Raw genomic sequence first — 23,023 nt, 5'->3', positions numbered from 1 at the left:
AGCTGCTTGCGCATATTCCACGAGCGCTAACTGGCAAAAAGAGCTGAATGGGAGCGCGTTTTTCTCCGTGTCCCCCGCCCGCTACGCGGGCTCCTCCTTGACCTACGCAAAACGCACTCCCCTTCAGCTTCGGGCGCGCTAACCATGGACAAGCTCAAGCAACTCGAATCCTTCGTCTCCGTCGCCACCCGCGGCAGTCTGACCGCAGCCGCCAATGCCGAAGGCGTGGCCCCCGCCATCATGGGCCGGCGCCTCGACGCACTCGAGGAGCGCCTAGGCGTGAAGCTGCTGATCCGCACCACCCGGCGCATCACCCTCACGCACGAAGGCAGCGCGTTTCTGGAGGACTGCCAGCGCATCATCGCCGACGTGACCAACGCCGAGGCCAGTGTGAGCGCAGGGGGGGTGAAGGCCGCGGGTCATTTGCGCATCACCGCACCGGCCGGCTTCGGCCGCCGCCATGTGGCGCCGCTGGTATCCAAGTTTCGCGAGCTGCACCCGGACGTGACGATCTCCCTCAACCTCAGCGACCGCGTGGTGGACATCGCGGGCGAGGGCTACGACTGCGCGGTGCGTGTGGGCGACATGCCCGACTCATCGCTGGTGAGCGTGCGCATGGCTGACAACCGGCGCTTGTGCGTGGCTACACCGGCCTACCTCAAGCGCCACGGCACGCCCAAAACGCCGGCCGACCTGAGCCGCTTCCACTGCCTCACGCTGTCCAGCGACGCCTCACAAACAAGGGGCTGGGCTTTCAAGTTGCCCGCGGCCAAAGGCGAGCGCTCAGATGCCGGCGAAGTGATTTATCTCAAGCCCGCCGGCCCGCTGGACTGCAGCGACGGGCAGGTGTTACACGACTGGTGCCTCGGTGGCTACGGTATCGCATGGCGTAGCACCTGGGAGGTGGAAAACGAAATCGCCGCAGGCCGTTTGGTCGCGGTGCTGGAAGACTATGCCGCCCCGCCCAACGGCATTTACGCCGTCTTCCCCCAGCGCAAACACCTGCCCTTGCGGGTGCGTCTGTGGATCGATTTCATTAAAGAACGCTACAGCGCGCCGGGGTATTGGCACGGGGCCTAGCGAGAAATTTGCTATTGAATTGATAGCTGCTTGCGCAAATAGCGCGTGCGCTAGGGGCAAAAAACCGGCCTATCTGCATAGAGCCGGTTTTGCGTGGAGCTGGCAAGGCCAGCGCGAGGCTTATTGTGCGTCGTCAGACGGAATGTCAAACGGATCGTCCAAGCTGTCGCTTTCCATCATGGCGATCTCGGCGCACTGCACGCCATTGAGCTGGTGGCGGTAGGCCAGAAAAGCGTGGCGGGCGTTGGCTTCGTCGTCACCCTCGTCATCGGCCGCGGCAGCAGCTAGGTGGTGCTTGGCGGCGGCCTGGAAGTGGTGGGCGGCCATGCGGTGGTAGTCGCCAATGGTCTCAAAGTCTTCGTCCATCAGGTCGTCCGCCACGGGGGATGTGTCTTGGGTCATTCTGGGCTCGCTTATTCGTGAAACACGGCAACATGCCGCGTCCCGCAGATTGCGCCCTTGCCGTGAACCCTGTGTGACAAGCGCGTGAGGCTTTTAAGACGCGCTTCTGCTTACACCAGGCCCCAGTCCTTGGGGCCTGCGTAGCCCGGAAATACGCTTTTGAGCTGCCCGTCGCTCAGGCCCCACTGGCGCTTGAAGATGCCGCCCAGCACGCTGCGGTATTCATTGAGCACCGCGTAGTCGCGGTTTTGGAACAGGGTGGCCGCCGTCATCTGCACCTGCTCGCCGACCACCTGCTTGCCGTGCACCGCGCCGCCCAGCACCCACATCACACTGCCGTGCCCGTGGTCGGTGCCGCGGTTGCCGTTCTGGCGGAAGGTGCGGCCGAACTCGCTCATGACCACCACCACGGTGTTGCGCCAGGCGCTGCCCATTTCTTGCGCGTAGGCAGACAAACCTTGGCCCAGCTCGTCGAGCCGGCTGGCGAGATAGCCGGTGGCGGCACCTTGCGCCACGTGGGTGTCCCAGCCGCCCACATCCACAAAGCCCAGGGCGTACTGGTTGCGCATCAGGCGGGCAATGCGGCGAGCCTCCAGCTCAAAGCCCTTGGCGGTGATGGCGCCGCGGCTGGCGGCGTCCATCTCGGCGGACATTTCGCGCATCACCTGGTCGCGCACCGCAAAGCCGCTTTGCACCGTGGTTTCCATGGCGGTGCCCTTGTACATGCCGGCGATGATGCCGCTCTGGCGGTTGTCCACCGAGGGCTTGGAGAGGTTGCGCAGGCCGGTGTTGGGCACCCGCAGGCTGCCCTGCATGGCAATGGGTAGCTGGTCAGTAAATGCCATGGGTTGGGCCGCTTTGTTGCCCTGCAGCTGCGTGGCCAAGCGGTTCAAAAAGCCCGAACCGTACTGGATGCTGCCGTTGTTCAACTGACCCAGCTCGATGCTGTCTTGTGTTTCGAAGTGGCTGCGCGAGAGGTCGTCGGTGCCGCTAAAGGGCACAAAGGCTAGCTCGCCTTGCTGGTAGAGCGGATAGAGCGATTCGCGCAGCGCGGGGTGCAAGCCCCAGTCGGCCGTGAGGGGCAGGGCACTGGCCAGGTCGGACGAGGGTTTGGCAATGGCAATCTCCGGCCGAGCCTCGTAGTAAAAGCTGCTGCCCGTGGGTACCAGCAGGCTGGCCGCGTCCATGCCCCCACGCAGAAAGACGAACAAAAACTTGGGCGCTCCTGTAGCCGCCGCCGTGGCGGCATGTAGCCGCACACCCGGCAGCGCCAAGGTGGCAGCTGCGGTTGTGTGCAGGGCAGAGCGCAAAAACTGGCGACGTTGCATGGCGGACTCCGGTGGGTGGCCTTGAGGGGCGTGGCGCTCAGCGGCGCATGGATTCGGGGGCGGCCAGCAGGAAAGTGTTCCACTCCTGCGGCGAGTTGGCCTGCTCCAGCGCGCTGCGGGTGGCCGGGCTGAGCGTGCCCTGGATGGCCTGGTAATACAGCGCATTGGCCAGCTGGGGGAAGGCTGCTTTTTCGGTGGGCTGTGGGCCCTCGGTTTTGAAGAGGCCGGCGCTGCCCGAGCCGATGGCTTTGGCAATCTCGAAGCGGGTGGTGAGCTGGCCGGCACTGTCCCAGCCCGAGGCCACCAGCGGGTAGCCGTCCGGTGTCTGGCGGCCATACAGTGGTTCGCCCATGCGGTTGATCCAGTTCAGCATGGGCCCGACGTTGAGCACCACCTTGTCGTCATACGCCAGTCGCACTGACGACACCACGTAGCGCACCGGGTCCTTGAACTTGGTGGCGGGCGCATTCACAAACTCGGGCGCGGTGAACAGGGTTTCCAGCACTTTGGCGATTTGGCCGTCGGTGGCTTTCCAGGTCGCGGCCATGCGGTCAATCAGGGCCTGGGGCGGGTTGTCGGAGAGCCAGTAGGTGGCCAGCTTGCGGCTGATGAAGCGGGCGGTGGACGGGTGGCGGGCCAGCATGTCCAACGCGGCATCCACCTCGCCCAGGCCCTCGCCAGGCACGGTGGCGCCCAGCAGGGTTTTGGGCGCCATGTCGTGGCGCTGGGGGTTGAACTCAAACAGCCCTTTGCGCACGTACAGCCGGTTGAGCTCTTTGCGCATGCTCGGGTTGCCGGTGTTGAGGTTCACGCCCACGCCGGTGAGCACGCGGGCCAGCTCTTGCACGTCTTTCTGGCTGTAGCCTCCATCCACGCCCAGGGTGTGCAGCTCCATCAGCTCGCGAGCAAAGTTTTCGTTGATGCGGCCGGCCGCGTTTTGCTCGTTGTCCAGGTAGCGCAGCATGGCCGGGTGGTAGGTCACGGTACCCAAAAGGTCGCGGAAGCGGCCCAGCGCGTGGTCGCGCAGGGCATGGTCTTCATAGTCGCCCAGCATGGCGCGCAGGTTGTGCTTGTAGAGGTGCACATTGAAGTGGTTGAGCCAGAACCAGGTCATCTGCTCCTGCACCTGGGCCGGGCTGTAGAGCGCGCGCAGCAGGTGGCGGGTGGCGGCCTCGCGGGAGAGGCGGGTCAGCTCATTCTGGTAGGCCTGCTGGGCCGCTTTTTTCTCGGTGTCGTCCTTGAGGGTGTCCGAGTCTTTGCGCTGCTGCTCCATTTTGAGCACCAGATCGGTCAGGCCGGTCTGGCTGATGGTCATGGCCCGCACGGTGCCCTGGGCCGGCTCGGGCAGCTTGGCATCCTGGGGCTGGAGTTGTTGTTGCAGCCAACGGGCTTGGCCGAGCTGCTCCAGCTGGCGGGCCGCCGAGGTCGTGGCGCCCCAGGTGACTCGGTTGAGCCAGGCGTATTGCGCCGGGCTATTGGCAGATGGTAGACCACTGCCCGTGGCGCCTGCAGGTGGCAGGGGGGCACAGGCGCTGAAGGTCGTCAGCGCGAAGCCCACAAGCAGGGCGATCTGGAGGCGGTAGGGGCAGAGCGGGCGGTTCATGCTGCGCATGGTAGCCGCGCCCCGACCTGGGGGGGGCAGATTGTTACGTTTGTAAAGCGCGGAGCCTGTCGGCTCAGGCTTTGCCGAACTCTGCACCCAGCTCGCCGGCCCGGTGGTGGGCGGCAAACAGGGCTTTGGCAAACAGGTCTTTGATGCCGCTTTCGTCCATGGAGGTGATGGCGGCATAGGTGGTGCCGCCTTTGGATGTGACCTTGGCGCGCAGACTCTCGGGTGGCTCGGTGGAGGCCCGGGCCAGCTCGCCTGCGCCGATAAAGGTGGCCACCGCCAGTTGGTAGGCCTGTTCGCGCGCCAGGCCCATGCGGGCACCGGCCTCGGTCATGGCTTCCATGAAATAGAACATGTAGGCCGGGCCGGAGCCGCTGATGGCGGTCACCGCATCCAACTGCTCTTCCGCGGTGAGCCAGACGGTGGCGCCGGTGGTGGCGATCACTTGGTCCGCCCAAGTTTTGTCCTCAGCGGTCACGGCCGGGCGGGCAAACAAAGCGGTGATCCCTTTGCCAATGAGCGCCGGCGTATTGGGCATGGTGCGGATGATGCGCTCGCTCCCCAGCCACTGCGCAATGCTGGCGCTGGTAATGCCGGCTGCCACGCTCAGGTGCAGGGCGGTGTGGTTATGCGCGCGCACAGCCGCAGCGGCGTCTTTGAAGGTCTGGGGTTTGACGGCCCAGACGATCAGGTCGGCGGCGGCCAGAAAATCACCGGCTTCGGCGCGGGGCTGCAGGCCGAAGTCTGCCGCCAGGCGGGTGCGGGCTTCGTCCCAGGGCTCCACCACATCGATGTCGGCGGCCGGAATGCGTTGGCGGATCAGCCCGCCGATGATGGCGCTGGCCATATTGCCGCCGCCTATGAATGCAATGCGCTTGCCCATGGTGTGTCGTCCTCTGTGTGGGGTGGGTTGGAGCGCGCAAGTCTAGCCAATGCCGTGGCTGCCAGCCCAACGGCGGCTGACAACCGCGCCCAAGCCGCCGCCTGTGGCTGTTGGTTTACAGCGTGGTCTGGCGCACCGCGTGCTCCCAGCGGTCCATCAACTCCTTGGCGCGCGCGGGGGCGAGGGTGGGCAGGAAGCGGCGCTCGGCCTTCCACAGGTCGCTCAACTCGTCGGTGCTGCGGTACACGCCGGTGGTCAGCCCGGCCAGGTAAGCCGCACCGAGGGCGGTGGTCTCGGTGACGGCCGGGCGCACCACGGGGATGCCCAACAGGTCTGCCTGGAACTGCATCAGCAGGTCATTCACACACGCTCCTCCGTCTACCCGCAGCTCCGACACCGCTGCTGCGCCCGCACTCACCGCGTCGCGGCTCATGGCTTGCAGCAGGGCGGCACTTTGAAATGCTATGCTTTCGAGAGCAGCTCGCGCAATGTGGGCGAGCGTTGAACCCCGGGTGAGGCCTGTAATGGAGCCGCGCGCATCAGGCTTCCAATACGGTGCACCCAGGCCGGTAAAGGCGGGCACCACGATCACGCCGCCCGAGTCGGGCACGCTTTGCGCGAGGCTTTGCACTTCGCCACTGCCCTGGATGGCATGCAGCCCGTCGCGCAACCACTGCACCACGGCGCCGCCCACAAACACGCTACCCTCCAGAGCGAACTGGGGCTGGGTCGAGGTTTGTGCCGCGCTGGTGGTGATGAGGCCGTTGTGCGAGGTTTGGAAGTTACCGCCGGTGTGCATCAGCATGAAGCAGCCTGTGCCGTAGGTGTTCTTCACCATGCCGGCCTTGAAGCAGGCTTGGCCGAAGAGCGCGCTTTGCTGGTCGCCCGCCACGCCGCCAATCGGGATCGCATGACCCAGTAGCGCGGGCGCCACTTCACCAAACAATGATGCCGAGGGCTGCACCGTGGGCATCAGGCTGGCGGGAATGTCCAGCGCGGCTAGCAGGTCCTCGTCCCACAAATTGGTGTGCACATTGAAGAGCATGGTGCGCGAGGCATTGCTCACGTCCGTCACGTGTACTTTGCCCTCGGTCAGTTGCCAGATCAGCCAGCTGTCGATGGTGCCAAAGGCCAGTTCACCATTTGCAGCTTGCGCGCGTGCGCCGGGCACGTTGTCCAGAATCCATTTGAGTTTGGTGCCGGAGAAGTAGGCGTCCACCAGCAGCCCCGTTTTCGCTTGGATGGTGTCGGCCAGCCCGCGCGCGCGCAGGTCGGCGCAGGTGGGTTCGGCGCGGCGGTCTTGCCACACGATAGCGTGGTGGATGGGCACGCCGGTCTTGCGGTTCCACACCACCGTGGTTTCGCGCTGGTTGGTAATGCCCACGGCCTTCACCTGCGCGGCCGTGATACCGGCTTTGGCTAGGGCGTCGCGTGCAGTGGCGAGCTGGATGCGCCAGATTTCCAGCGCGTCGTGCTCCACCCAGCCGGGTTGCGGGTAGATCTGTGTCAGTTCCAGTTGGGCCACGGCTACGGTGTGGCCGGTTTCGTCAAACACAATGCTGCGGGAGCTGGAGGTACCCTGGTCGAGGGCGAGCAAGTAGGTCATGGGGAGCAGTTTCTCGTTACGGCAGGCAGATGAAGATTACGCCACGTCCAGGCGCACCTGGGCTTCGGCGAGTAGCGCGGCAAAGGGCTCGGGCGGGGGGGCGTCGGTGAACAGCCGGTCGATCTGCGACAGCGTGGCCACCTCCACCATGGCAGGGCGGTTGAACTTGCTGATGTCGGCCGCCAGCCAGACTTCGCGCGCATGCGAAATGATGGTTTGCGCCACCTTCACCTCGCGGTAGTCGTAGTCGCGCAGGGTGCCGTCGGCCTCAATGCCGGAAATGCCGATGAGCGCCAGGTCCACCTTGAACTGGCGGATGAAATCCACCGCCGCTTCGCCCACGATGCCCTGGTCCCGCCCGCGCACCACGCCGCCTACCACGATCACCTCGCATTGCGGGTTGGTGCTCAGGATGCTGGCCACGTTCAAGTTGTTGGTAATCACGCGCAGGCCGCTGTGGTGTAAGAGCGCGCGCGCAATCGCCTCGGTGGTGGTACCGATGTTCAAGATCAGGGAGCAGTCATTGGGCACGGCAGCGGCTACCGCGCGCGCAATGCGCGATTTGCCTTCTGCATTCAGGCTTTCGCGCTGTTGGTGGGCAATGTTCTCGGTGGTGGAGCTGGGCACTCGCACGCCGCCGTGGAAGCGGGCCAGCAGGCCCTCGTCGGCCAGGCGCTGCACATCGCGCCGCACGGTTTGCAGTGTCACGCCCAAAGTCTCTGCCAGTTGCTCCACGGTGACGGAGCCCTGTGCCTGGACGACGGAGAGCAGGGTGAGTTGTCGGGGGTTGGGGTGCATGGTGTATTTGTACCCCGAACGGTGGGGCCGGCCAGACTGTAAAACGAATCAAAAGGAATGCGGATAGGGTTAGTACCGAGATAAAACGAATCGAAACGAACAATAATTCGCGAATTCGAAAATTCATCTGGGTTCTCAATGCAACAAAAAAAGGTGGCGTGATGCAGTTGACTCTGGAAGGCATCAGCAAAAAAGTAGGGCCACAGACTTGGCTGTACGACATGAGTCTGGCTCCGCGCAGTGGGGCTGTAACCGTGCTGTTGGGCGCAACCCAGGCAGGCAAAACCAGCCTGATGCGCGTCATGGCGGGCTTGGATGCACCCAGTGCCGGTAAGGTGCGGGTGGATGGGGGGGATGTGACGGGCGTGCCGGTGCGCGAGCGCAACGTGGCTATGGTCTACCAGCAGTTCATCAACTACCCCTCGCTCAAGGTTCGCGACAACATTGCTTCGCCGCTGAAGCTTCGCGGCGATAAGCAGGTGGACCAGCGCGTGCGCGAGCTGGCCGAAAAGCTGCACATTGAAATGTTTCTGGATCGCTACCCGGCAGAGTTGTCGGGTGGCCAGCAGCAGCGCGTTGCCTTGGCCCGTGCGTTGGCCAAAGGCGCACCGCTGATGCTGCTGGACGAACCGTTGGTGAACCTGGATTACAAGTTGCGCGAAGAATTGCGCGATGAGTTGACCGCCCTGTTTGCCGCAGGCGACTCCACCGTGATTTATGCCACCACCGAACCCGGCGAAGCCCTGCTGCTGGGCGGCTACACCGCTGTGCTCGATGCTGGTGAGCTGCTGCAGTACGGCCCGACGGCTGAAGTGTTCCACGCACCGCAATCGATCCGCGTGGCGCGCGCCTTCAGCGATCCACCCATGAACCTGTTGGCTGCCAGCGTGGCGCCCACCGGTGTGCAAATGGTGCAAGGGCCACTGTTGCCACTGGCTTTGCCACCCACCCCGTCTGCTGCACTGACCGTGGGCATGCGCGCCAGTGCACTGCGCGTGCGCGCCCAGGAAGGCGATGTAGCGTTGGTAGGCACGGTGGAGCTGGCCGAGATTTCGGGTACCGACACCTTTGTGCACTTTGAGACACCGCTGGGTGAGCTGGTGGCGCAGCTCACCGGTGTGCATCACTTTGAGCTGGGCCAGCCTTGCACTTTCTTCTTTAACCCGGCGCAGGTCTACGTGTTTGATGCGCAGGGCATGTTGCTGCTGGCGCCAGTGCGCAGCAAAGGACGCTGATATGGCACGCATAGAACTTGACTTAGCCCACGCTTATCGGGCCAATCCGCAGCAGGACAGTGACTACGCGTTGCTGCCTTTGAAGATGACCTTTGACGACGGTGGTGCCTACGCGCTGCTGGGCCCTTCGGGCTGCGGCAAGACCACCTTGCTCAACATCATGTCGGGCTTGGTCACACCCTCACAAGGCACAGTGCGCTTTGACGGCCAGGACGTTACCCGGGCCACGCCTCAGCAACGCAACATTGCGCAGGTGTTCCAGTTTCCGGTGATCTACGACACCATGACGGTGGCCGAAAACTTGGCTTTCCCGCTGCGTAACCGCAGGATGCCTGCGGACCAGATCAAGAAGCGTGTGGGCGCGATTGCTGAAATGCTGGAAATGAGTGGCCAGCTTAATCAGCGCGCCGCCGGGTTGGCCGCCGACGCTAAGCAGAAAATCTCGTTGGGCCGAGGCCTAGTCCGGCCCGATGTGTCCGCCGTGCTGTTTGACGAGCCACTGACCGTGATCGACCCGCATCTGAAATGGCAGCTACGTCGCAAGCTCAAGCAAATTCACCATGAGCTGAAGCTCACGCTGATTTATGTGACCCACGACCAGGTGGAAGCACTCACCTTTGCCGACCAGGTGGTGGTGATGACGCGCGGCCGTGCCGTACAGGTGGGCTCGGCGGCCGATTTGTTTGAGCGGCCCCGCCATACCTTTGTGGGCCACTTCATTGGGTCACCTGGTATGAATTTTTTGCCGGGCCGCAATACCGATGGGGACTTTCACACTGCAGGTGCGGTGGTGGCGCTACCGCACTCCCGGCCCTTGGCCAACGGTGACTTCAAGCTGGGTGTGCGCCCGGAGTACGTGAGTCTGGCGGCTGCCCAGGCCGACGGAGCCCTGTCCATGACCGTTACCCAGGTGCAGGACGTGGGCACGCATGTGATCGTGAGTGCGACCCGCGAAGGCCACACCATCAAGGCGCGCTTGGCGGCCGATGCCGCGCAGCTTGCCGTGGGTGAGCGCGTGTGGCTGCAGGTGGTGGGCGAACACACCTGCTTCTACCAAAACGAGGAGATCGTGGCATGAGCACCACCACCAAACCGGTGAACCAGAAGGCCTGGTTCTTGATCCTGCCGATGCTGATTTGCGTGGCTTTTTCTGCCATCTTGCCGCTGATGGTGGTGGTGAATTATTCGGTGCAAGACATCATTTCGCCGGAGCGGCGTGTGTTTGTGGGCACGGAATGGTTCGCCGCAATCATGCGTGACGAAGAGTTACATGGAGCGCTCTTGCGCCAAATCACCTATTCGTTTGCGGTGCTGGCAGTGGAGTTGCCTTTGGGCATTCTGCTGGCTTTGTCGATGCCTGCGCAGGGCTGGAAGTCGTCCGCTGCGCTGGTGATCGTGTCGCTCTCGCTGCTAATCCCTTGGAATGTGGTGGGCACCATCTGGCAAATCTTTGGCCGTACTGACATCGGCCTCATGGGTGCTGCCCTGCAAGGCATGGGCATTGAATACAGCTATACCGGAAATGCAGCGCATGCATGGCTGACCGTATTGCTCATGGACGTGTGGCACTGGACACCGTTGGTGGCGCTGTTGGGCTACGCCGGTTTGCGCTCCATACCTGACGCCTACTACCAGGCGGCCAGCATTGACGGGGCCAGCAAGCTCGATGTGTTTCGCTATGTGCAGCTGCCCAAGATGCGCGGCGTGCTGATGATCGCGGTGCTGCTGCGCTTTATGGACAGCTTCATGATTTACACCGAGCCCTTTGTGCTTACGGGCGGTGGTCCGGGTAACTCCACGACCTTCCTCTCGCAGTTCCTCACCCAAAAGGCGGTGGGGCAGTTCGATCTGGGGCCAGCCGCCGCGTTCTCGCTGATCTATTTCCTGATCATTTTGTTGATGTGTTTTATTTTGTACAACTGGATGCAGCGGGTCGGCACCCAGGCGAAGGAAGGTGGCCATGAATAAGCCCAAGTTTCAAAAGCGCTCGCTGTTCATGCTGGCGTACATCGTGTTTGCGTTGCTGCCCATCTATTGGATGGTCAACATGTCGTTCAAGACGAACAATGAAATCCTCGCAGGCTTCACGCTGTTCCCGGACCACTTCACCTGGGACAACTACAAAACCATCTTGACCGACCCCGCTTGGTACTCGGGTTACATCAATAGCCTGATTTATGTGGGTATCAACACGGTCATCTCGTTGATCGTGGCCTTGCCGGCTGCCTATGCGTTTTCGCGATACAGCTTTCTCGGCGACAAGCATGTGTTCTTCTGGTTGCTGACCAACCGCATGACGCCACCTGCCGTGTTTCTGTTGCCGTTTTTCCAGCTTTACACCTCGGTGGGGCTGATGGATACGCACATTGCGGTGGCATTGGTACACCTGCTGTTCAACGTACCGCTGGCGGTGTGGATTCTGGAGGGCTTCATGAGCGGTATCCCGCGGGAGATTGACGAGACCGCTTACATCGACGGTTACTCCTTTCCTCGCTTCTTTATTCGCATCTACATCCCGCTGATCAAGGCGGGCGTGGGCGTGGCCGCGTTCTTCTGCTTCATGTTCAGCTGGGTGGAGTTGCTGCTGGCTCGCACCTTGACTAGCGTGAATGCCAAGCCGATTGCCGCCACTATGACCCGTACGGTTTCTGCTTCGGGCATGGACTGGGCCACGTTGGCTGCGGCAGGTGTGTTGACCATTGTGCCGGGTGCCATCGTCATTTGGTTTGTTCGCAATTACATCGCCAAGGGTTTCGCGATGGGTCGCGTTTAAGAGGAAATCATCATGTTTGATTGGATGGCTTGGACCACGCCCGTGGCAGTATTTTTCTGCTGTATTGCCCTGATGCTGGTGGGCATGACGGTGTGGGAAATCAAATCCCCCACGACCATGCGCAAGGGTTTTCTACCGATGGAAACCACCCGGGGTGACCGCTTGTTTGTGGGGTTGTTGAGTGCGGCCTACGTGAATCTGGCGTTTGTAGGCATTAGCGGTCGCTTGGTCGAGTGGATGAGCCTGGAGGCAGAGCCCTCGATCTGGATCAGCTTTGTGCTTTCCATGGCTCTACTAGGGTTGGTGATGCGCAAGGGCTGATGGTGTGTCTCAAGGTTCGGCTTATCTCCCCTGGGGCCGCACCATTCGTTCAAACAGGGGTTTATTAGACCGAGGAGATAGACAATGAAATTGAAGTATTCCGTATTGGCCGTCGCCATGGCGTGCGCCGTGGGCAGCCAGACATGGGCCGACGAAGCGGCCGCCAAGAAGTGGATTGACAGCGAGTTCCAGCCGTCCACGCTAAGCAAGGCACAGCAAACCGCCGAAATGAAGTGGTTCATCGATGCAGCCCAAAAACTGCAGGCCAAGGGTGTGAAAGAAATTTCTGTGGTGTCCGAAACACTGACCACCCACGAATACGAATCCAAGACCTTGGCCAAGGCCTTTGAAGAAATCACTGGCATCAAGGTCAAGCATGACTTGATCGGCGAAGGCGATGTAGTCGAAAAACTGCAAACCTCCATGCAGTCCGGAAAATCCATTTACGACGGCTGGATCACCGACTCCGACCTGATCGGTACCCACTACCGCTACGGCAAGATCATGAACCTGACCGACTACATGGCCGGTGCGGGTAAAGAGTGGACCAACCCTGGTTTGGACCTCAAGGATTTCATCGGCACCAGTTTCACCACAGCCCCCGACAAGAAGCTGTACCAGTTGCCCGACCAGCAGTTTGCCAACCTGTACTGGTTCCGCGCAGACTTGTTCGAGAAGCCCGAGCTGAAAGCCAAGTTCAAGGCCAAGTACGGCTACGAGCTGGGCGTGCCTCTGAATTGGAGTGCCTATGAAGACATCGCGGCCTTCTTCAGCGAAGACGTGAAGACCATCGACGGTAAGCCGATTTATGGCCACATGGACTACGGCAAGAAAGATCCTTCCCTGGGCTGGCGCTTCACCGATGCATGGCTGTCCATGGCCGGTTCGGCTGACGTGGGTATTCCCAACGGCAAGCCCGTGGACGAGTGGGGCATTCGCGCTTCTGCTGACGGTTGCACACCCCAAGGCGCGTCTGTGTCCCGTGGCGGTGCGACCAACTCGCCCGCCGCCGTCTACGCGCTGACCAAGTACATCGACTGGATGAAGAAGTACTCGCCCAAGGAAGCCATTGGCATGACCTTCGGCGAAGCCGGCCCTGTGCCTGCGCAAGGCCAGATCGCCCAGCAAATCTTCTGGTACACCGCCTTCACTGCCGACATGATCAAGCCCGGTCTGCCCGTGGTGAATGCCGATGGCACACCGAAGTGGCGCATGGCCCCCGGCCCCAATGGCCCGTACTGGAAGCAAGGCATGCAAAACGGCTACCAAGACGTGGGTTCGTGGACCTTCTTCAAGGACCACGATGCCAACAAGGTCGCCGCCGCCTGGCTGTACGCCCAGTTCGTGACCGCCAAGACCACGTCGCTGAAGAAGACCACCGTAGGCCTGACACCGATCCGCGAGTCCGACATCCAGTCCAAGGCCATGACCGACATGGCGCCCAAGCTGGGTGGCTTGGTGGAGTTCTACCGCAGTCCGGCACGAGTGGCGTGGACACCTACCGGTACCAACGTGCCCGATTACCCCAAGTTGGCTCAGCTGTGGTGGAAGAACGTGGCGGTTGCTGTGACGGGTGAAAAGACTCCGCAAGCCGCCATGGATAACCTGGCCGAAGAGATGGATGGCGTGATGGGTCGCCTGGAGCGCTCGGGCATGGCCGTGTGCCCACCGAAGCTCAATGCCAAGAGCAGCCCTGACAAGTGGTTGAGTGACAAGGGTGCGCCATGGAAGAAGCTGGCAAATGAAAAGCCCAAGGGTGAGACTATTGCGTACGACACCTTGTTGAACGCATGGAAAAACGGAAAGGTCCGCTAATTCGCGGTTACTGAAAGTGCGGCCTGCAGGAGTTTTTCTGCAGGCCGCTGTAAATTGAAATACACGTAGCGAGGTGGATGGAACAATCTGCGCGCTGCTCATTTAAAAGATAGTCATGGCCTTTGATGCTCACCCTCTACCCACCCGCCGGGAAGACCTGCTGAACCGCTTGGCTGAGCCCAGGGTTTACGACATCGCGGTGGTGGGTGGAGGCGCTACCGGGCTGGGGGTTGCGTTGGATGCGGCGTCGCGTGGTTTCAGCGTGGTGCTAATCGAATCCCACGACTTTGCCAAAGGCACATCCTCCCGCGCAACAAAGCTGTTGCACGGAGGTGTGCGTTACTTGGCCCAGGGCAACATTTCTTTGGTGCGTGAGGCGCTGCATGAGCGGACCACCTTGTTGCGCAACGCCCCGCACCTTGCGCAACCCTTGGCATTTGTGATGCCTTCCTATAAGTGGTGGGAAACGCCGTTTTACGGAGCAGGATTGACAGCGTATGACCTGTTGGCGGGCAAAGCCGGGTTGGGGAAAACCGAGTTTCTAGGGGCGAAGGACACCCAGAAGCTGATTCCGCAAGTGGCAACCGGGGGGCTCAAGGGCGGCGTCAAGTACTGGGATGGCCAGTTCGATGATGCGCGTCTGGCCTTGTCCCTGGCCCGTACCGCAGCTGCCAAGGGTGCCTTGGTGGTGAACTACTGCAAAGCGACCCAGTTGCAGTACGAGGCGGGCAAAGTGTGTGGGGTTCTGTGTGAGGACACGATAGGCGGGCGCAAGTTCTCCATTCAGTCCCGTTGCGTGGTGAATGCGACCGGCGTGTGGGTAGATGGTTTGCGCGAAAAAGATGGTGAGGCCAATTCTGCTGATGGCCGCAGCAAGACCAAGCCTATGGTGGCGCCCAGCCAAGGCGTGCACATTGTGGTGGACCGGGAGTTTTTGGGGGGCGATACGGCCCTGATGGTTCCCCAAACCCAGGATGGTCGGGTACTTTTTGCGGTGCCGTGGCTTGGAAAGGTCATTCTGGGCACCACGGACACCCCTCGGCACGACCTGGATCGGGAGCCCAGGCCCTTCAAGGAAGAGGTTGCCTTCATATTAGAAGAGGCTGCGCGCTATCTGAAGAAAGCGCCCACCGCAAAAGACATTCGGAGTATCTGGGTGGGCTTGCGTCCCCTCGTAAAGCCTCAAGAAGACGATGGCGAAAACACCAAAGCCATCAGCCGGGAACACACGGTGTTGGTGAGTCGTAGCGGACTGGTGACTGTCACGGGAGGGAAGTGGACCACCTATCGGGCCATGGCCGAAGACGTACTCGCCAAATGCGTCGAGAAGAAATTGCTGGAGCGCCGCCCGGCAGGGGGCACAGTGCATTTGCGTTTGCAAGGGGCTGACGGAGAGGGTGTGCAGCAAAGTGCCATGTCCATTCCTCAAGGTGCACACTCTTATGGACTGGACTACCCGGCTGTGCATGCATTGCCCGGGAGTGGAGTGGAGCTGGCACCGGGGCTGACCGAGGCGATGGTTCGCTTTGCGGCACGCTATGAATATGCGGTGACGGTGGAAGACGTGCTGGCCCGCAGGGCGCGCGTATTGTTTCTGGATGCCCGCTTGTCCGCTAGTTTGGCGCCCCAAGTGGCTCAAGTTTTGGCCGAAGAGACGGGCTTGCCCTCGCAAGAGGCGGAATTTGTTGCTTTGGCGGCGCGATACACCGAAATTCCTGCATAAAAGTAGTTGACGCCAGGAAGTTGTACTGGCACAATAGTGGGCTTCGCTTGAAAAAGCTGAAGGTTCTGCCCAAATAGAAATCGTGCAAGTGGTTTGTGCGACGGATAGCGGGCCCAAGACTGACTTGGTTTTGTAGTTGCCAGTGTGGCAAAGCAGTTCCAGGTGCAAGTTGGGAATAATGAAATGATCCAAACTGAATCTCGACTGGAAGTTGCCGACAACACCGGCGCGAAATCCGTTCTCTGCATCAAGGTGCTGGGCGGGTCGAAGCGTCGCTATGCAAGCGTCGGCGACATCATCAAAGTTTCCATCAAAGAAGCTGCTCCCCGTGGACGCGTCAAAAAAGGCGAAGTCTATAGTGCTGTAGTGGTTCGTACTGCCAAGGGCATCCGCCGTGGCGACGGTTCTTTGGTGAAATTCGACGGCAACGCAGCTGTGTTGCTCAACGCCAAGTTGGAGCCTATTGGCACCCGCATCTTCGGACCAGTGACCCGCGAATTGCGCACTGAAAAGTTCATGAAGATCGTGTCCTTGGCTCCTGAAGTTTTGTAAGGACCCGCCATGAACAAGATTCGCAAAGGCGACGAAGTCATCGTTATCGCAGGTCGCGATAAGGGTAAGCGCGGAGTGATCTCCTTGCGCGCTGACGACTCTCACGTAGTCGTCGAGGGCATCAACTTGGTGAAAAAGCACACCAAGCCAAACCCCATGAAGGGCACAACCGGCGGCATCGTTGAAAAGACTATGCCTATTCACCAGTCCAACGTTGCCATCTTCAATGCGGCAACCGGCAAGGCTGACCGTGTTGGTATCAAGGTGCTGGCTGACGGCAAACGCGTTCGCGTTTACAAGTCCAGCGGCGAAGAAATCAAGGTGGCATAACCATGGCACGTCTACAACAACACTACCGCGAAAAAGTGGCGCCCGAGTTGACAGCCAAGTTTGGCTACACCTCGCCTATGCAAGTGCCACGTTTGACCAAGATCACCCTGAACATGGGTGTAAGCGAAGCCGTTGCCGACAAGAAGGTAATGGATCACGCAGTGTCCGACCTGACCAAGATCGCTGGCCAGAAGCCCGTGGTGACCAAGTCCAAGAAAGCTATCGCTGGTTTCAAGATCCGCGAAGGCCAGGCTATCGGTTGTATGGTGACTTTGCGCGGCGTGCAGATGTACGAATTCCTGGATCGTTTCGTGACCGTGGCTTTGCCTCGCGTCCGTGACTTCCGTGGTATTTCTGGTCGCGCTTTTGATGGCCGTGGTAACTACAACATCGGCGTCAAAGAGCAGATCATTTTCCCTGAGATTGAATATGACAAGGTTGATGCCTTGCGCGGCCTCAATATCAGCATCACCACGACGGCAAAGACCGATGAAGAGTGCAAGGCACTGCTCGCCGGCTTCCGTTTCCCGTTCAAGAACTGAGGTGACCTGTGGCTAAAATGGCTTTAATCGAGCGCGAGCTCAAACGTGATAAGTTGGCTGCCAAGTACGCAAAAAAATATGCGGAACTGAAGGCCATCGCAGGTGATGCAAAACGTTCTGACGAAGAACGTGCGGCAGCCCGTCTAGGTCTGCAAAAGTTGCCCCGCAATGCAAACCCCACTCGCCAGCGTAACCGCTGCTCCATCACGGGTCGTCCCCGTGGAACGTTCCAGCATTTTGGTCTGGGTCGTGCGAAGATTCGTGAAATGGCTTTTGCCGGAGAAATTCCTGGCATTACCAAGGCCAGCTGGTAAGCGATAGGAGAACTAAACATGAGCATGAGTGATCCCATCGCCGATCTGTTGACACGCATCCGCAATGCACAAATGGTTGCTAAGACAACTGTTTCCGTGCCTTCTTCCAAAGTGAAGATTGCGATCGCACAAGTGTTGAAAGACGAAGGCTACATCGACGGTTTCAAGGTTTCTACCGAAGACGGTAAATCTGAATTGCAAATCGCTTTGAAATACTACGCCGGTCGCCCTGTGATTGAGCGTATTGAGCGCGTGAGCCGTCCCGGCCTGCGCGTCTACCGCGGCAGCGATGCCATTCCCCAAGTTCAAAACGGCTTGGGCGTTGCCATCGTGACTACACCCCAGGGTGTTATGACAGATCGCAAAGCGCGCGCTTCCGGTATCGGTGGCGAAGTGCTGTGCTACGTCGCTTAACGCTACAGGAGTAAGAAACAATGTCCCGCGTAGGCAAACTCCCCGTCACCGTACCTGCAGGTGTTGAAGTGTCCATCAAAGCTGACCAAATCAGCGTGAAGGGCGCTGGCGGCACTCTGCAACTGGCTCAAAACAGCCTGGTGAATATTCAAAATGAAGCTGGCAAGCTCAGCTTCCAACCTGCTAACGACTCTCGTGAAGCTGACGCAATGACTGGCACTATCCGCCAGTTGGTCAACAACATGGTAGTTGGTGTAACCAAGGGCTTTGAGCGCAAGCTGAGCCTGATTGGTGTGGGCTACAAGGCGCAAGCTACAGGCACCAAGTTGAACTTGGCTGTTGGTTACTCGCACCCTGTGAACCTGGAAATGCCCACTGGTATTTCTGTGGCTACTCCCACTCCTACTGAAATCTTGATCAAAGGTGCTGACCGCCAACGCGTAGGTCAGATCGCCGCTGAGATCCGTGCGATTCGTCCCCCAGAGCCTTACAAGGGCAAGGGCATCCGTTATGCGGATGAGAAGATCACGATCAAAGAAACGAAGAAGAAATAAGGAGCTGCAACATGTTGACCAAAAAAGAGCAGCGTCTTCGTCGGGCACGTCAGACCCGAATCCGTATTGCAACGCAAGGCGTCGCACGCCTGACCGTTACACGCACCAACTTGCACATCTACGCCAGTGTTATCTCTGGCGACGGCGGCAAGGTCATTGCTTGCGCATCGACTGCTGAAGCAGAAGTTCGTAAGTCTTTGGGTGCAACTGGTAAAGGCGGCAATGTGGCTGCAGCCCAGATCATTGGTAAGCGTGTCGCCGAAAAGGCGAAAGCTGCCGGCATCGACAAAGTGGCGTTTGACCGCTCCGGTTTCGCCTACCACGGCCGCGTCAAGGCGTTGGCAGATGCCGCGCGTGAAGCTGGCTTGCAGTTCTAAGCAGATCGGAAATTAAGATGGCTAAAGTTCAAGCAAAAATGCAAGGTAAGGCCGAGGGTCCTGAGGACGGTCTGCGTGAAAAAATGATCGCGATCAACCGCGTGACTAAAGTCGTGAAGGGTGGCCGTATTCTCGGTTTCGCTGCACTGACTGTGGTTGGTGACGGTGAAGGTCGTATCGGCATGGGTAAAGGCAAATCCAAGGAAGTTCCTGCAGCAGTGCAGAAAGCCATGGAAGAAGCCCGTCGCAACATGATCAAAGTAACTTTGAAAAACGGCTCTATTCACCACAAGGTGATGGGCCACCACGGTGCGGCAAGCGTCATGATGGCGCCTGCTCCAAAGGGTACTGGCATCATTGCTGGTGGTCCCATGCGCGCTGTTTTCGAAGTTGTGGGCATCACAGATATCGTGGCAAAGAGCCATGGTTCCTCTAACCCTTACAACATGGTTCGTGCAACCCTGGATGCCCTGTCTGTGTCTACGACACCTGCAGAAGTTGCAGCCAAGCGTGGCAAGACAGTTGAAGAAATCTTCGCTTAATCGGGGACTTCAAGAATGACAACACAACAAACTGTGAAGATTCAGTTGGTGCGTAGCCCAATTGGAACGAAAGAGTCCCACCGCGCCACAGTGCGTGGATTGGGTCTGCGCAAGCTCAACAGTGTGAGCGAATTGCAGGATACGCCTGCTGTGCGCGGCATGATTAACAAGATCAGCTACCTGATCAAGGTACTGTAAGAGGTCAATGATGGAACTGAATAACATCAAGCCCGCTGACGGTGCCAAGCACGCCAAGCGCCGTGTTGGCCGTGGTATCGGCTCTGGTCTGGGTAAAACTGCTGGCCGTGGTCACAAAGGTCAAAAGTCCCGCTCTGGTGGCTACCACAAGGTTGGCTTTGAAGGCGGTCAAATGCCTATGCATCGCCGTTTGCCCAAGCGTGGTTTCAAGTCACATCTGCTGAAGTTCAACGCAGAAATCACTTTGACAGCCTTGGAAGCACTGGGTTTGGCAGAAATCAACTTGGTTGCTTTGAAGCAAGCTGGCGCAGTCGGCGAATTGGCCAAGGTGGTGAAAGTTATCAATACGGGCTCGATCACTAAAGCAGTGAAATTGAGTGGTATTGGTGCAACTGCTGCTGCTAAGGTTGCTATCGAAGCTGCCGGTGGCGTTGTCGCTTAACTTGGTTTTGCGAAAGTAATCGAGTGGCAACTACCGCAGCTCAAACAGCCAAGGCAGGCAAGTTCGGCGACCTGCGTCGTCGACTTGTTTTCCTGTTGTTGGCGCTGGTGGTCTATCGCCTAGGAGCACACATACCTGTTCCTGGCATTGATCCCGCCCAATTACAGCAACTGTTCAAAGGTCAGCAAGGCGGCATATTGAGTTTGTTCAATATGTTCTCTGGCGGAGCTTTATCCCGGTTCACGATCTTTGCGTTGGGCATCATGCCCTACATTTCTGCTTCGATCATCATGCAGCTGCTGACCTATGTGTTGCCGGCTTTTGAGCAGTTGAAGAAGGAAGGTGAGGGCGGTCGTCGTAAGATTACGCAGTACACACGCTACGGTACCTTAGGTTTGGCTTTGTTCCAGTCGTTGGGTATTGCTGTTGCGTTGGAAGCGTCTGCCGGATTGGTGATTGCTCCAGGTTTCGGTTTCCGGATGACAACCATCGTTACGTTGACCGCAGGAACCATGTTCTTGATGTGGTTGGGTGAGCAGATTACAGAGCGCGGCCTCGGAAACGGTATTTCGATACTAATTTTCGGCGGAATTGCGGCCGGTTTGCCAAATGCAATTGGTGGTTTATTGGAGCTGGTTCGTACTGGTTCGATGAGCATCATTGTGGCTTTGCTGATCGTGATTGTTGTTGCTCTGGTAACTTACTTCGTCGTATTCGTTGAGCGCGGGCAACGCAAAATTTTGGTGAACTATGCACGTCGTCAGGTGGGCAACAAGGTGTATGGCGGACAATCGTCCCATCTGCCGCTGAAGCTCAATATGGCTGGTGTGATTCCTCCGATTTTTGCGTCTTCGATCATATTGTTGCCTGCAACTATCGCTAATTGGTTCAGCACGGGGGAATCGATGCGCTGGTTGAAGGACATTGCCAGCACTTTGAGCCCTGGACAACCTGTTTACGTGATGCTGTACGCAGCGGCAATCGTGTTTTTCTGCTTTTTCTACACGGCGTTGGTGTTCAACAGCCGAGAAACTGCGGACAACCTGAAGAAAAGCGGTGCGTTCATTCCGGGCATTCGGCCTGGTGATCAGACTGCTAAATACATCGACAAGATTTTGGTACGCCTGACTCTGGCTGGTGCGATTTACATCACTTTTGTGTGTTTGCTGCCTGAGTTCTTGATATTGAAGTACAACGTTCCGTTTTACTTCGGTGGGACTTCGCTGTTGATTATTGTTGTTGTCACTATGGATTTCATGGCTCAGGTTCAGAACTACATGATGTCGCAGCAGTATGAGTCGCTACTGAAGAAGGCGAATTTCAAGGCTTCTTGATTCAAGCAAGTCATCGGGTAAATGGGCGCGGACTGGATAACCAGGTCGAGCTTCGTTTTGATAGCAAGTTAGAGCGCATGTTCCGCGCGATTCAAAGTCGGAACGAAGCGAAGAGTTTTAGGAGAAGAAAATGAAAGTTTCGGCTTCGGTCAAGAAAATTTGCCGCAACTGCAAAATCATCCGACGCAAGGGCGTTGTGCGCGTGATCTGTACAGATCCACGCCACAAGCAGCGTCAGGGTTAATTGCAAGAGTTTTAGAGGACGAAAATGGCACGTATCGCTGGCATCAACATTCCGCCGCACCAACATTCCGAAATTGGCCTGACCGCTATTTTTGGTATCGGACGCACCCGCGCACGCAAGATCTGTGAGGCCTGTGGCATCGCATATTCGAAGAAGGTCAAAGACTTGACTGACTCCGATCTTGAAAAAATTCGCGACCAAATCGCTCAGTTTACAATTGAGGGTGATTTGCGCCGTGAGACCACCATGAACATCAAGCGTTTGATGGACATTGGTTGCTACCGCGGATTCCGTCACCGCCGCGGCTTGCCGATGCGTGGTCAACGTACTCGCACAAACGCACGCACACGCAAAGGCCCTCGTAAGGCAGCTGCGTCCTTGAAGAAATAATAGGGATTGAGAGACCACTATGGCAAAGGCTCCCGCTAATAACGCAGCTCAGCGCGTTCGCAAGAAGGTTCGCAAGAACGTTGCCGATGGCATCGCTCACGTGCACGCTTCTTTTAACAACACCATCATCACCATCACAGACCGCCAAGGCAATGCATTGTCTTGGGCTTCTTCTGGTGGTCAAGGTTTCAAGGGCTCTCGCAAGTCCACTCCATTTGCAGCGCAAGTTGCTTCTGAAGTGGCTGGGCGTGCAGCTCTGGAACAAGGCATTAAGAATTTGGACGTCGAGATCAAGGGCCCAGGTCCAGGTCGCGAGTCGTCGGTTCGTGCCTTGGCAGCACTGGGTATCCGCATCAACATGATTGCTGACGTTACCCCCGTGCCGCACAACGGTTGCCGCCCTCAAAAGCGTCGCCGTATTTAATTTAACCCAAGCCCACCGCCACCAACTTTTGTTGGTGGCTCGCGCGTTTCTACGCGTTAGATGACATAAAAGGAAGATCAAGTGGCACGTTACCTCGGCCCTAAGGCCAAACTATCCCGCCGCGAAGGCACAGACTTGTTCCTGAAGAGCGCTCGTCGTTCTATTGCAGACAAGGCTAAATTTGATTCCAAGCCAGGCCAGCACGGCCGCACTTCAGGTGCGCGTACGTCGGACTACGGTCTGCAATTGCGTGAAAAGCAAAAAGTTAAGCGTATGTACGGTGTTTTGGAGCGTCAGTTCCGCCGTTACTTTGCCGAAGCAGATCGTCGCCGTGGTAACACCGGCGCTAACTTGATGGTTCTGCTGGAGTCCCGTTTGGATAACGTGGTTTACCGTATGGGTTTCGGCTCCACACGTGCTGAATCTCGTCAATTGGTTTCCCACAAGGCAATTACCGTGAACGGTAGCCCTGTCAACATTCCTTCCTACATGGTCAAGGCTGGTGACGTGATTGCTGTGCGTGAGAAGTCCAAAAAGCAGAACCGTATCGCTGAAGCGCTTCAGCTGGCCCAACAAGTAGGTTTGCCAGCTTGGGTTGAGGTGAATGTTGAAAAGGCCGAAGGCACTTTCAAGTCTGTTCCTGACCGTGACCAGTTCGGTGCTGACATCAACGAATCTCTGATCGTTGAGTTGTATTCCCGCTAATCGTTTCGGGTTTTTGTAATCGTTCCTTTGCTGCGGGGCACTGCGGCAAAGGTACTTCACCAGCCTTACCGATGTAACGAGTCGGGGG

Annotated in this window: 29 protein-coding genes; 23 read left to right on the top strand and 6 right to left on the bottom strand. The window is 58.7% G+C overall.

What is annotated here, in order from left to right; genetic code table 11:
* Positions 1-144 precede the first annotated feature (144 nt).
* Positions 145-1,080, top strand: a complete 936-nt coding sequence (locus FDM28_RS02135; protein WP_138512565.1) for a LysR family transcriptional regulator — start codon at positions 145-147, stop codon at positions 1,078-1,080.
* Between the two features lie 120 nt (positions 1,081-1,200).
* Here FDM28_RS02135 and FDM28_RS02130 read toward each other — a convergent pair whose 3' ends face one another.
* From FDM28_RS02130 to FDM28_RS02105, 6 genes are all read right to left on the bottom strand, one after another.
* Complete coding sequence (locus tag FDM28_RS02130) at positions 1,201-1,482, bottom strand: hypothetical protein (RefSeq protein WP_138512563.1); 282 nt, start codon at positions 1,480-1,482, stop codon at positions 1,201-1,203.
* Between the two features lie 110 nt (positions 1,483-1,592).
* Positions 1,593-2,810 carry a DUF1501 domain-containing protein gene (locus FDM28_RS02125; protein ID WP_138512561.1) on the bottom strand — a complete coding sequence of 406 codons (1,218 nt, stop codon included), beginning with the start codon at positions 2,808-2,810 and terminating at the stop codon, positions 1,593-1,595.
* Between the two features lie 37 nt (positions 2,811-2,847).
* Positions 2,848-4,413, bottom strand: a complete 1,566-nt coding sequence (locus tag FDM28_RS02120) for a DUF1800 domain-containing protein (protein ID WP_138512559.1) — start codon at positions 4,411-4,413, stop codon at positions 2,848-2,850.
* A gap of 73 nt (positions 4,414-4,486) precedes the next feature.
* Positions 4,487-5,302 (bottom strand): pyrroline-5-carboxylate reductase, encoded by an 816-nt coding sequence (gene proC, locus FDM28_RS02115; protein WP_138512557.1) that lies wholly within the window; start codon positions 5,300-5,302, stop codon positions 4,487-4,489.
* 115 nt (positions 5,303-5,417) lie between these two features.
* Positions 5,418-6,908 (bottom strand): glycerol kinase GlpK, encoded by a 1,491-nt coding sequence (gene glpK, locus FDM28_RS02110; protein WP_138512555.1) that lies wholly within the window; start codon positions 6,906-6,908, stop codon positions 5,418-5,420.
* A gap of 36 nt (positions 6,909-6,944) precedes the next feature.
* The gene (locus FDM28_RS02105; RefSeq protein WP_138512553.1) at positions 6,945-7,706 is read right to left on the bottom strand and encodes a DeoR/GlpR family DNA-binding transcription regulator; all 762 of its coding nucleotides are present in this window, start codon (positions 7,704-7,706) and stop codon (positions 6,945-6,947) included.
* A gap of 161 nt (positions 7,707-7,867) precedes the next feature.
* Between FDM28_RS02105 and FDM28_RS02100 the strand changes: the two genes are divergently transcribed.
* The 22 genes from FDM28_RS02100 (at position 7,868) to rpsD (ending at position 22,935) form a co-directional block, all read left to right on the top strand.
* Positions 7,868-8,941 (top strand): ABC transporter ATP-binding protein, encoded by a 1,074-nt coding sequence (locus tag FDM28_RS02100; protein WP_138512551.1) that lies wholly within the window; start codon positions 7,868-7,870, stop codon positions 8,939-8,941.
* A gap of 1 nt (position 8,942) precedes the next feature.
* The gene (locus FDM28_RS02095; protein WP_138512549.1) at positions 8,943-10,019 is read left to right on the top strand and encodes an ABC transporter ATP-binding protein; all 1,077 of its coding nucleotides are present in this window, start codon (positions 8,943-8,945) and stop codon (positions 10,017-10,019) included.
* Positions 10,016-10,909, top strand: a complete 894-nt coding sequence (locus FDM28_RS02090) for a carbohydrate ABC transporter permease (protein WP_138512547.1) — start codon at positions 10,016-10,018, stop codon at positions 10,907-10,909. The genes FDM28_RS02095 and FDM28_RS02090 overlap by 4 nt, the downstream gene beginning before the upstream one ends.
* The gene (locus tag FDM28_RS02085; RefSeq protein ID WP_117178269.1) at positions 10,902-11,714 is read left to right on the top strand and encodes a carbohydrate ABC transporter permease; all 813 of its coding nucleotides are present in this window, start codon (positions 10,902-10,904) and stop codon (positions 11,712-11,714) included. The genes FDM28_RS02090 and FDM28_RS02085 overlap by 8 nt, the downstream gene beginning before the upstream one ends.
* A 12-nt stretch (positions 11,715-11,726) precedes the next feature.
* Positions 11,727-12,035, top strand: coding sequence for a DUF2160 domain-containing protein (locus tag FDM28_RS02080; protein WP_138512545.1), 309 nt, complete (start codon positions 11,727-11,729; stop codon positions 12,033-12,035).
* A gap of 84 nt (positions 12,036-12,119) precedes the next feature.
* Positions 12,120-13,850, top strand: coding sequence for an ABC transporter substrate-binding protein (locus FDM28_RS02075; protein ID WP_138512543.1), 1,731 nt, complete (start codon positions 12,120-12,122; stop codon positions 13,848-13,850).
* A 115-nt stretch (positions 13,851-13,965) separates the two neighbouring features.
* Positions 13,966-15,573: a glycerol-3-phosphate dehydrogenase/oxidase gene (locus tag FDM28_RS02070; protein ID WP_138512541.1), complete on the top strand. Its 1,608-nt coding sequence runs from the start codon at positions 13,966-13,968 to the stop codon at positions 15,571-15,573.
* A gap of 183 nt (positions 15,574-15,756) precedes the next feature.
* A complete protein-coding gene (rplN, locus tag FDM28_RS02065) occupies positions 15,757-16,125 on the top strand; it encodes a 50S ribosomal protein L14 (RefSeq protein ID WP_007861702.1) in 369 nt (122 codons plus the stop codon).
* 9 nt (positions 16,126-16,134) lie between these two features.
* The gene (rplX, locus tag FDM28_RS02060) at positions 16,135-16,455 is read left to right on the top strand and encodes a 50S ribosomal protein L24 (RefSeq protein WP_087496064.1); all 321 of its coding nucleotides are present in this window, start codon (positions 16,135-16,137) and stop codon (positions 16,453-16,455) included.
* Positions 16,456-16,457: 2 nt separating this feature from the next.
* The gene (rplE, locus tag FDM28_RS02055) at positions 16,458-16,997 is read left to right on the top strand and encodes a 50S ribosomal protein L5 (RefSeq protein WP_087496065.1); all 540 of its coding nucleotides are present in this window, start codon (positions 16,458-16,460) and stop codon (positions 16,995-16,997) included.
* A gap of 8 nt (positions 16,998-17,005) precedes the next feature.
* Entirely contained in the window at positions 17,006-17,311 is a 306-nt protein-coding gene (gene rpsN, locus FDM28_RS02050) for a 30S ribosomal protein S14 (RefSeq protein ID WP_087496066.1), read from the top strand.
* Between the two features lie 18 nt (positions 17,312-17,329).
* The gene (gene rpsH, locus FDM28_RS02045; protein ID WP_138512539.1) at positions 17,330-17,725 is read left to right on the top strand and encodes a 30S ribosomal protein S8; all 396 of its coding nucleotides are present in this window, start codon (positions 17,330-17,332) and stop codon (positions 17,723-17,725) included.
* Between the two features lie 20 nt (positions 17,726-17,745).
* Positions 17,746-18,279 (top strand): 50S ribosomal protein L6, encoded by a 534-nt coding sequence (gene rplF, locus FDM28_RS02040; protein ID WP_138512537.1) that lies wholly within the window; start codon positions 17,746-17,748, stop codon positions 18,277-18,279.
* Between the two features lie 11 nt (positions 18,280-18,290).
* Positions 18,291-18,656, top strand: a complete 366-nt coding sequence (gene rplR, locus FDM28_RS02035) for a 50S ribosomal protein L18 (protein WP_138512535.1) — start codon at positions 18,291-18,293, stop codon at positions 18,654-18,656.
* Positions 18,657-18,673: 17 nt separating this feature from the next.
* Positions 18,674-19,198, top strand: coding sequence for a 30S ribosomal protein S5 (rpsE, locus tag FDM28_RS02030; protein WP_138512534.1), 525 nt, complete (start codon positions 18,674-18,676; stop codon positions 19,196-19,198).
* Positions 19,199-19,213: 15 nt separating this feature from the next.
* Complete coding sequence (gene rpmD, locus FDM28_RS02025; RefSeq protein WP_138512532.1) at positions 19,214-19,396, top strand: 50S ribosomal protein L30; 183 nt, start codon at positions 19,214-19,216, stop codon at positions 19,394-19,396.
* Between the two features lie 10 nt (positions 19,397-19,406).
* Positions 19,407-19,838, top strand: coding sequence for a 50S ribosomal protein L15 (gene rplO / locus FDM28_RS02020; RefSeq protein ID WP_138512530.1), 432 nt, complete (start codon positions 19,407-19,409; stop codon positions 19,836-19,838).
* A 23-nt stretch (positions 19,839-19,861) separates the two neighbouring features.
* A complete protein-coding gene (secY, locus tag FDM28_RS02015; RefSeq protein ID WP_138512528.1) occupies positions 19,862-21,172 on the top strand; it encodes a preprotein translocase subunit SecY in 1,311 nt (436 codons plus the stop codon).
* 130 nt (positions 21,173-21,302) lie between these two features.
* Positions 21,303-21,416: a 50S ribosomal protein L36 gene (rpmJ, locus tag FDM28_RS02010; RefSeq protein ID WP_012348927.1), complete on the top strand. Its 114-nt coding sequence runs from the start codon at positions 21,303-21,305 to the stop codon at positions 21,414-21,416.
* 24 nt (positions 21,417-21,440) lie between these two features.
* The gene (gene rpsM / locus FDM28_RS02005; RefSeq protein WP_087496073.1) at positions 21,441-21,806 is read left to right on the top strand and encodes a 30S ribosomal protein S13; all 366 of its coding nucleotides are present in this window, start codon (positions 21,441-21,443) and stop codon (positions 21,804-21,806) included.
* A gap of 19 nt (positions 21,807-21,825) precedes the next feature.
* Positions 21,826-22,230 carry a 30S ribosomal protein S11 gene (gene rpsK / locus FDM28_RS02000; RefSeq protein WP_029706489.1) on the top strand — a complete coding sequence of 135 codons (405 nt, stop codon included), beginning with the start codon at positions 21,826-21,828 and terminating at the stop codon, positions 22,228-22,230.
* 81 nt (positions 22,231-22,311) lie between these two features.
* Positions 22,312-22,935, top strand: a complete 624-nt coding sequence (gene rpsD, locus FDM28_RS01995; RefSeq protein ID WP_138512526.1) for a 30S ribosomal protein S4 — start codon at positions 22,312-22,314, stop codon at positions 22,933-22,935.
* The last annotated feature ends 88 nt before the right edge of the window (positions 22,936-23,023 follow it).

This window comes from Rhodoferax bucti, from assembly GCF_005876985.1.
Taxonomy (GTDB): domain Bacteria; phylum Pseudomonadota; class Gammaproteobacteria; order Burkholderiales; family Burkholderiaceae_C; genus Allorhodoferax; species Allorhodoferax bucti.
The sequence above is the reverse complement of the archived record's forward strand: the minus strand, read 5'-3'. Positions and strand labels throughout refer to the sequence as shown.

Coding starts and splice junctions, on each gene's coding strand:
- rpsH (WP_138512539.1), top strand. CDS start 17,330: ATGAGCATGAGTGATCCCATCGCCGATCTGTTGACACGCATCCGCAAT.
- rplF (WP_138512537.1), top strand. CDS start 17,746: ATGTCCCGCGTAGGCAAACTCCCCGTCACCGTACCTGCAGGTGTTGAA.
- FDM28_RS02075 (WP_138512543.1), top strand. CDS start 12,120: ATGAAATTGAAGTATTCCGTATTGGCCGTCGCCATGGCGTGCGCCGTG.
- FDM28_RS02125 (WP_138512561.1), bottom strand. CDS start 2,810: ATGCAACGTCGCCAGTTTTTGCGCTCTGCCCTGCACACAACCGCAGCT.
- FDM28_RS02130 (WP_138512563.1), bottom strand. CDS start 1,482: ATGACCCAAGACACATCCCCCGTGGCGGACGACCTGATGGACGAAGAC.
- glpK (WP_138512555.1), bottom strand. CDS start 6,908: ATGACCTACTTGCTCGCCCTCGACCAGGGTACCTCCAGCTCCCGCAGC.
- rpmD (WP_138512532.1), top strand. CDS start 19,214: ATGACAACACAACAAACTGTGAAGATTCAGTTGGTGCGTAGCCCAATT.
- rpsM (WP_087496073.1), top strand. CDS start 21,441: ATGGCACGTATCGCTGGCATCAACATTCCGCCGCACCAACATTCCGAA.
- rpmJ (WP_012348927.1), top strand. CDS start 21,303: ATGAAAGTTTCGGCTTCGGTCAAGAAAATTTGCCGCAACTGCAAAATC.
- FDM28_RS02105 (WP_138512553.1), bottom strand. CDS start 7,706: ATGCACCCCAACCCCCGACAACTCACCCTGCTCTCCGTCGTCCAGGCA.
- proC (WP_138512557.1), bottom strand. CDS start 5,302: ATGGGCAAGCGCATTGCATTCATAGGCGGCGGCAATATGGCCAGCGCC.
- FDM28_RS02085 (WP_117178269.1), top strand. CDS start 10,902: ATGAATAAGCCCAAGTTTCAAAAGCGCTCGCTGTTCATGCTGGCGTAC.
- FDM28_RS02090 (WP_138512547.1), top strand. CDS start 10,016: ATGAGCACCACCACCAAACCGGTGAACCAGAAGGCCTGGTTCTTGATC.
- FDM28_RS02070 (WP_138512541.1), top strand. CDS start 13,966: ATGGCCTTTGATGCTCACCCTCTACCCACCCGCCGGGAAGACCTGCTG.
- rplE (WP_087496065.1), top strand. CDS start 16,458: ATGGCACGTCTACAACAACACTACCGCGAAAAAGTGGCGCCCGAGTTG.
- rpsE (WP_138512534.1), top strand. CDS start 18,674: ATGGCTAAAGTTCAAGCAAAAATGCAAGGTAAGGCCGAGGGTCCTGAG.
- FDM28_RS02080 (WP_138512545.1), top strand. CDS start 11,727: ATGTTTGATTGGATGGCTTGGACCACGCCCGTGGCAGTATTTTTCTGC.
- FDM28_RS02135 (WP_138512565.1), top strand. CDS start 145: ATGGACAAGCTCAAGCAACTCGAATCCTTCGTCTCCGTCGCCACCCGC.
- rpsK (WP_029706489.1), top strand. CDS start 21,826: ATGGCAAAGGCTCCCGCTAATAACGCAGCTCAGCGCGTTCGCAAGAAG.
- FDM28_RS02120 (WP_138512559.1), bottom strand. CDS start 4,413: ATGAACCGCCCGCTCTGCCCCTACCGCCTCCAGATCGCCCTGCTTGTG.
- FDM28_RS02095 (WP_138512549.1), top strand. CDS start 8,943: ATGGCACGCATAGAACTTGACTTAGCCCACGCTTATCGGGCCAATCCG.
- rplO (WP_138512530.1), top strand. CDS start 19,407: ATGGAACTGAATAACATCAAGCCCGCTGACGGTGCCAAGCACGCCAAG.
- rplN (WP_007861702.1), top strand. CDS start 15,757: ATGATCCAAACTGAATCTCGACTGGAAGTTGCCGACAACACCGGCGCG.
- rplR (WP_138512535.1), top strand. CDS start 18,291: ATGTTGACCAAAAAAGAGCAGCGTCTTCGTCGGGCACGTCAGACCCGA.
- rplX (WP_087496064.1), top strand. CDS start 16,135: ATGAACAAGATTCGCAAAGGCGACGAAGTCATCGTTATCGCAGGTCGC.
- FDM28_RS02100 (WP_138512551.1), top strand. CDS start 7,868: ATGCAGTTGACTCTGGAAGGCATCAGCAAAAAAGTAGGGCCACAGACT.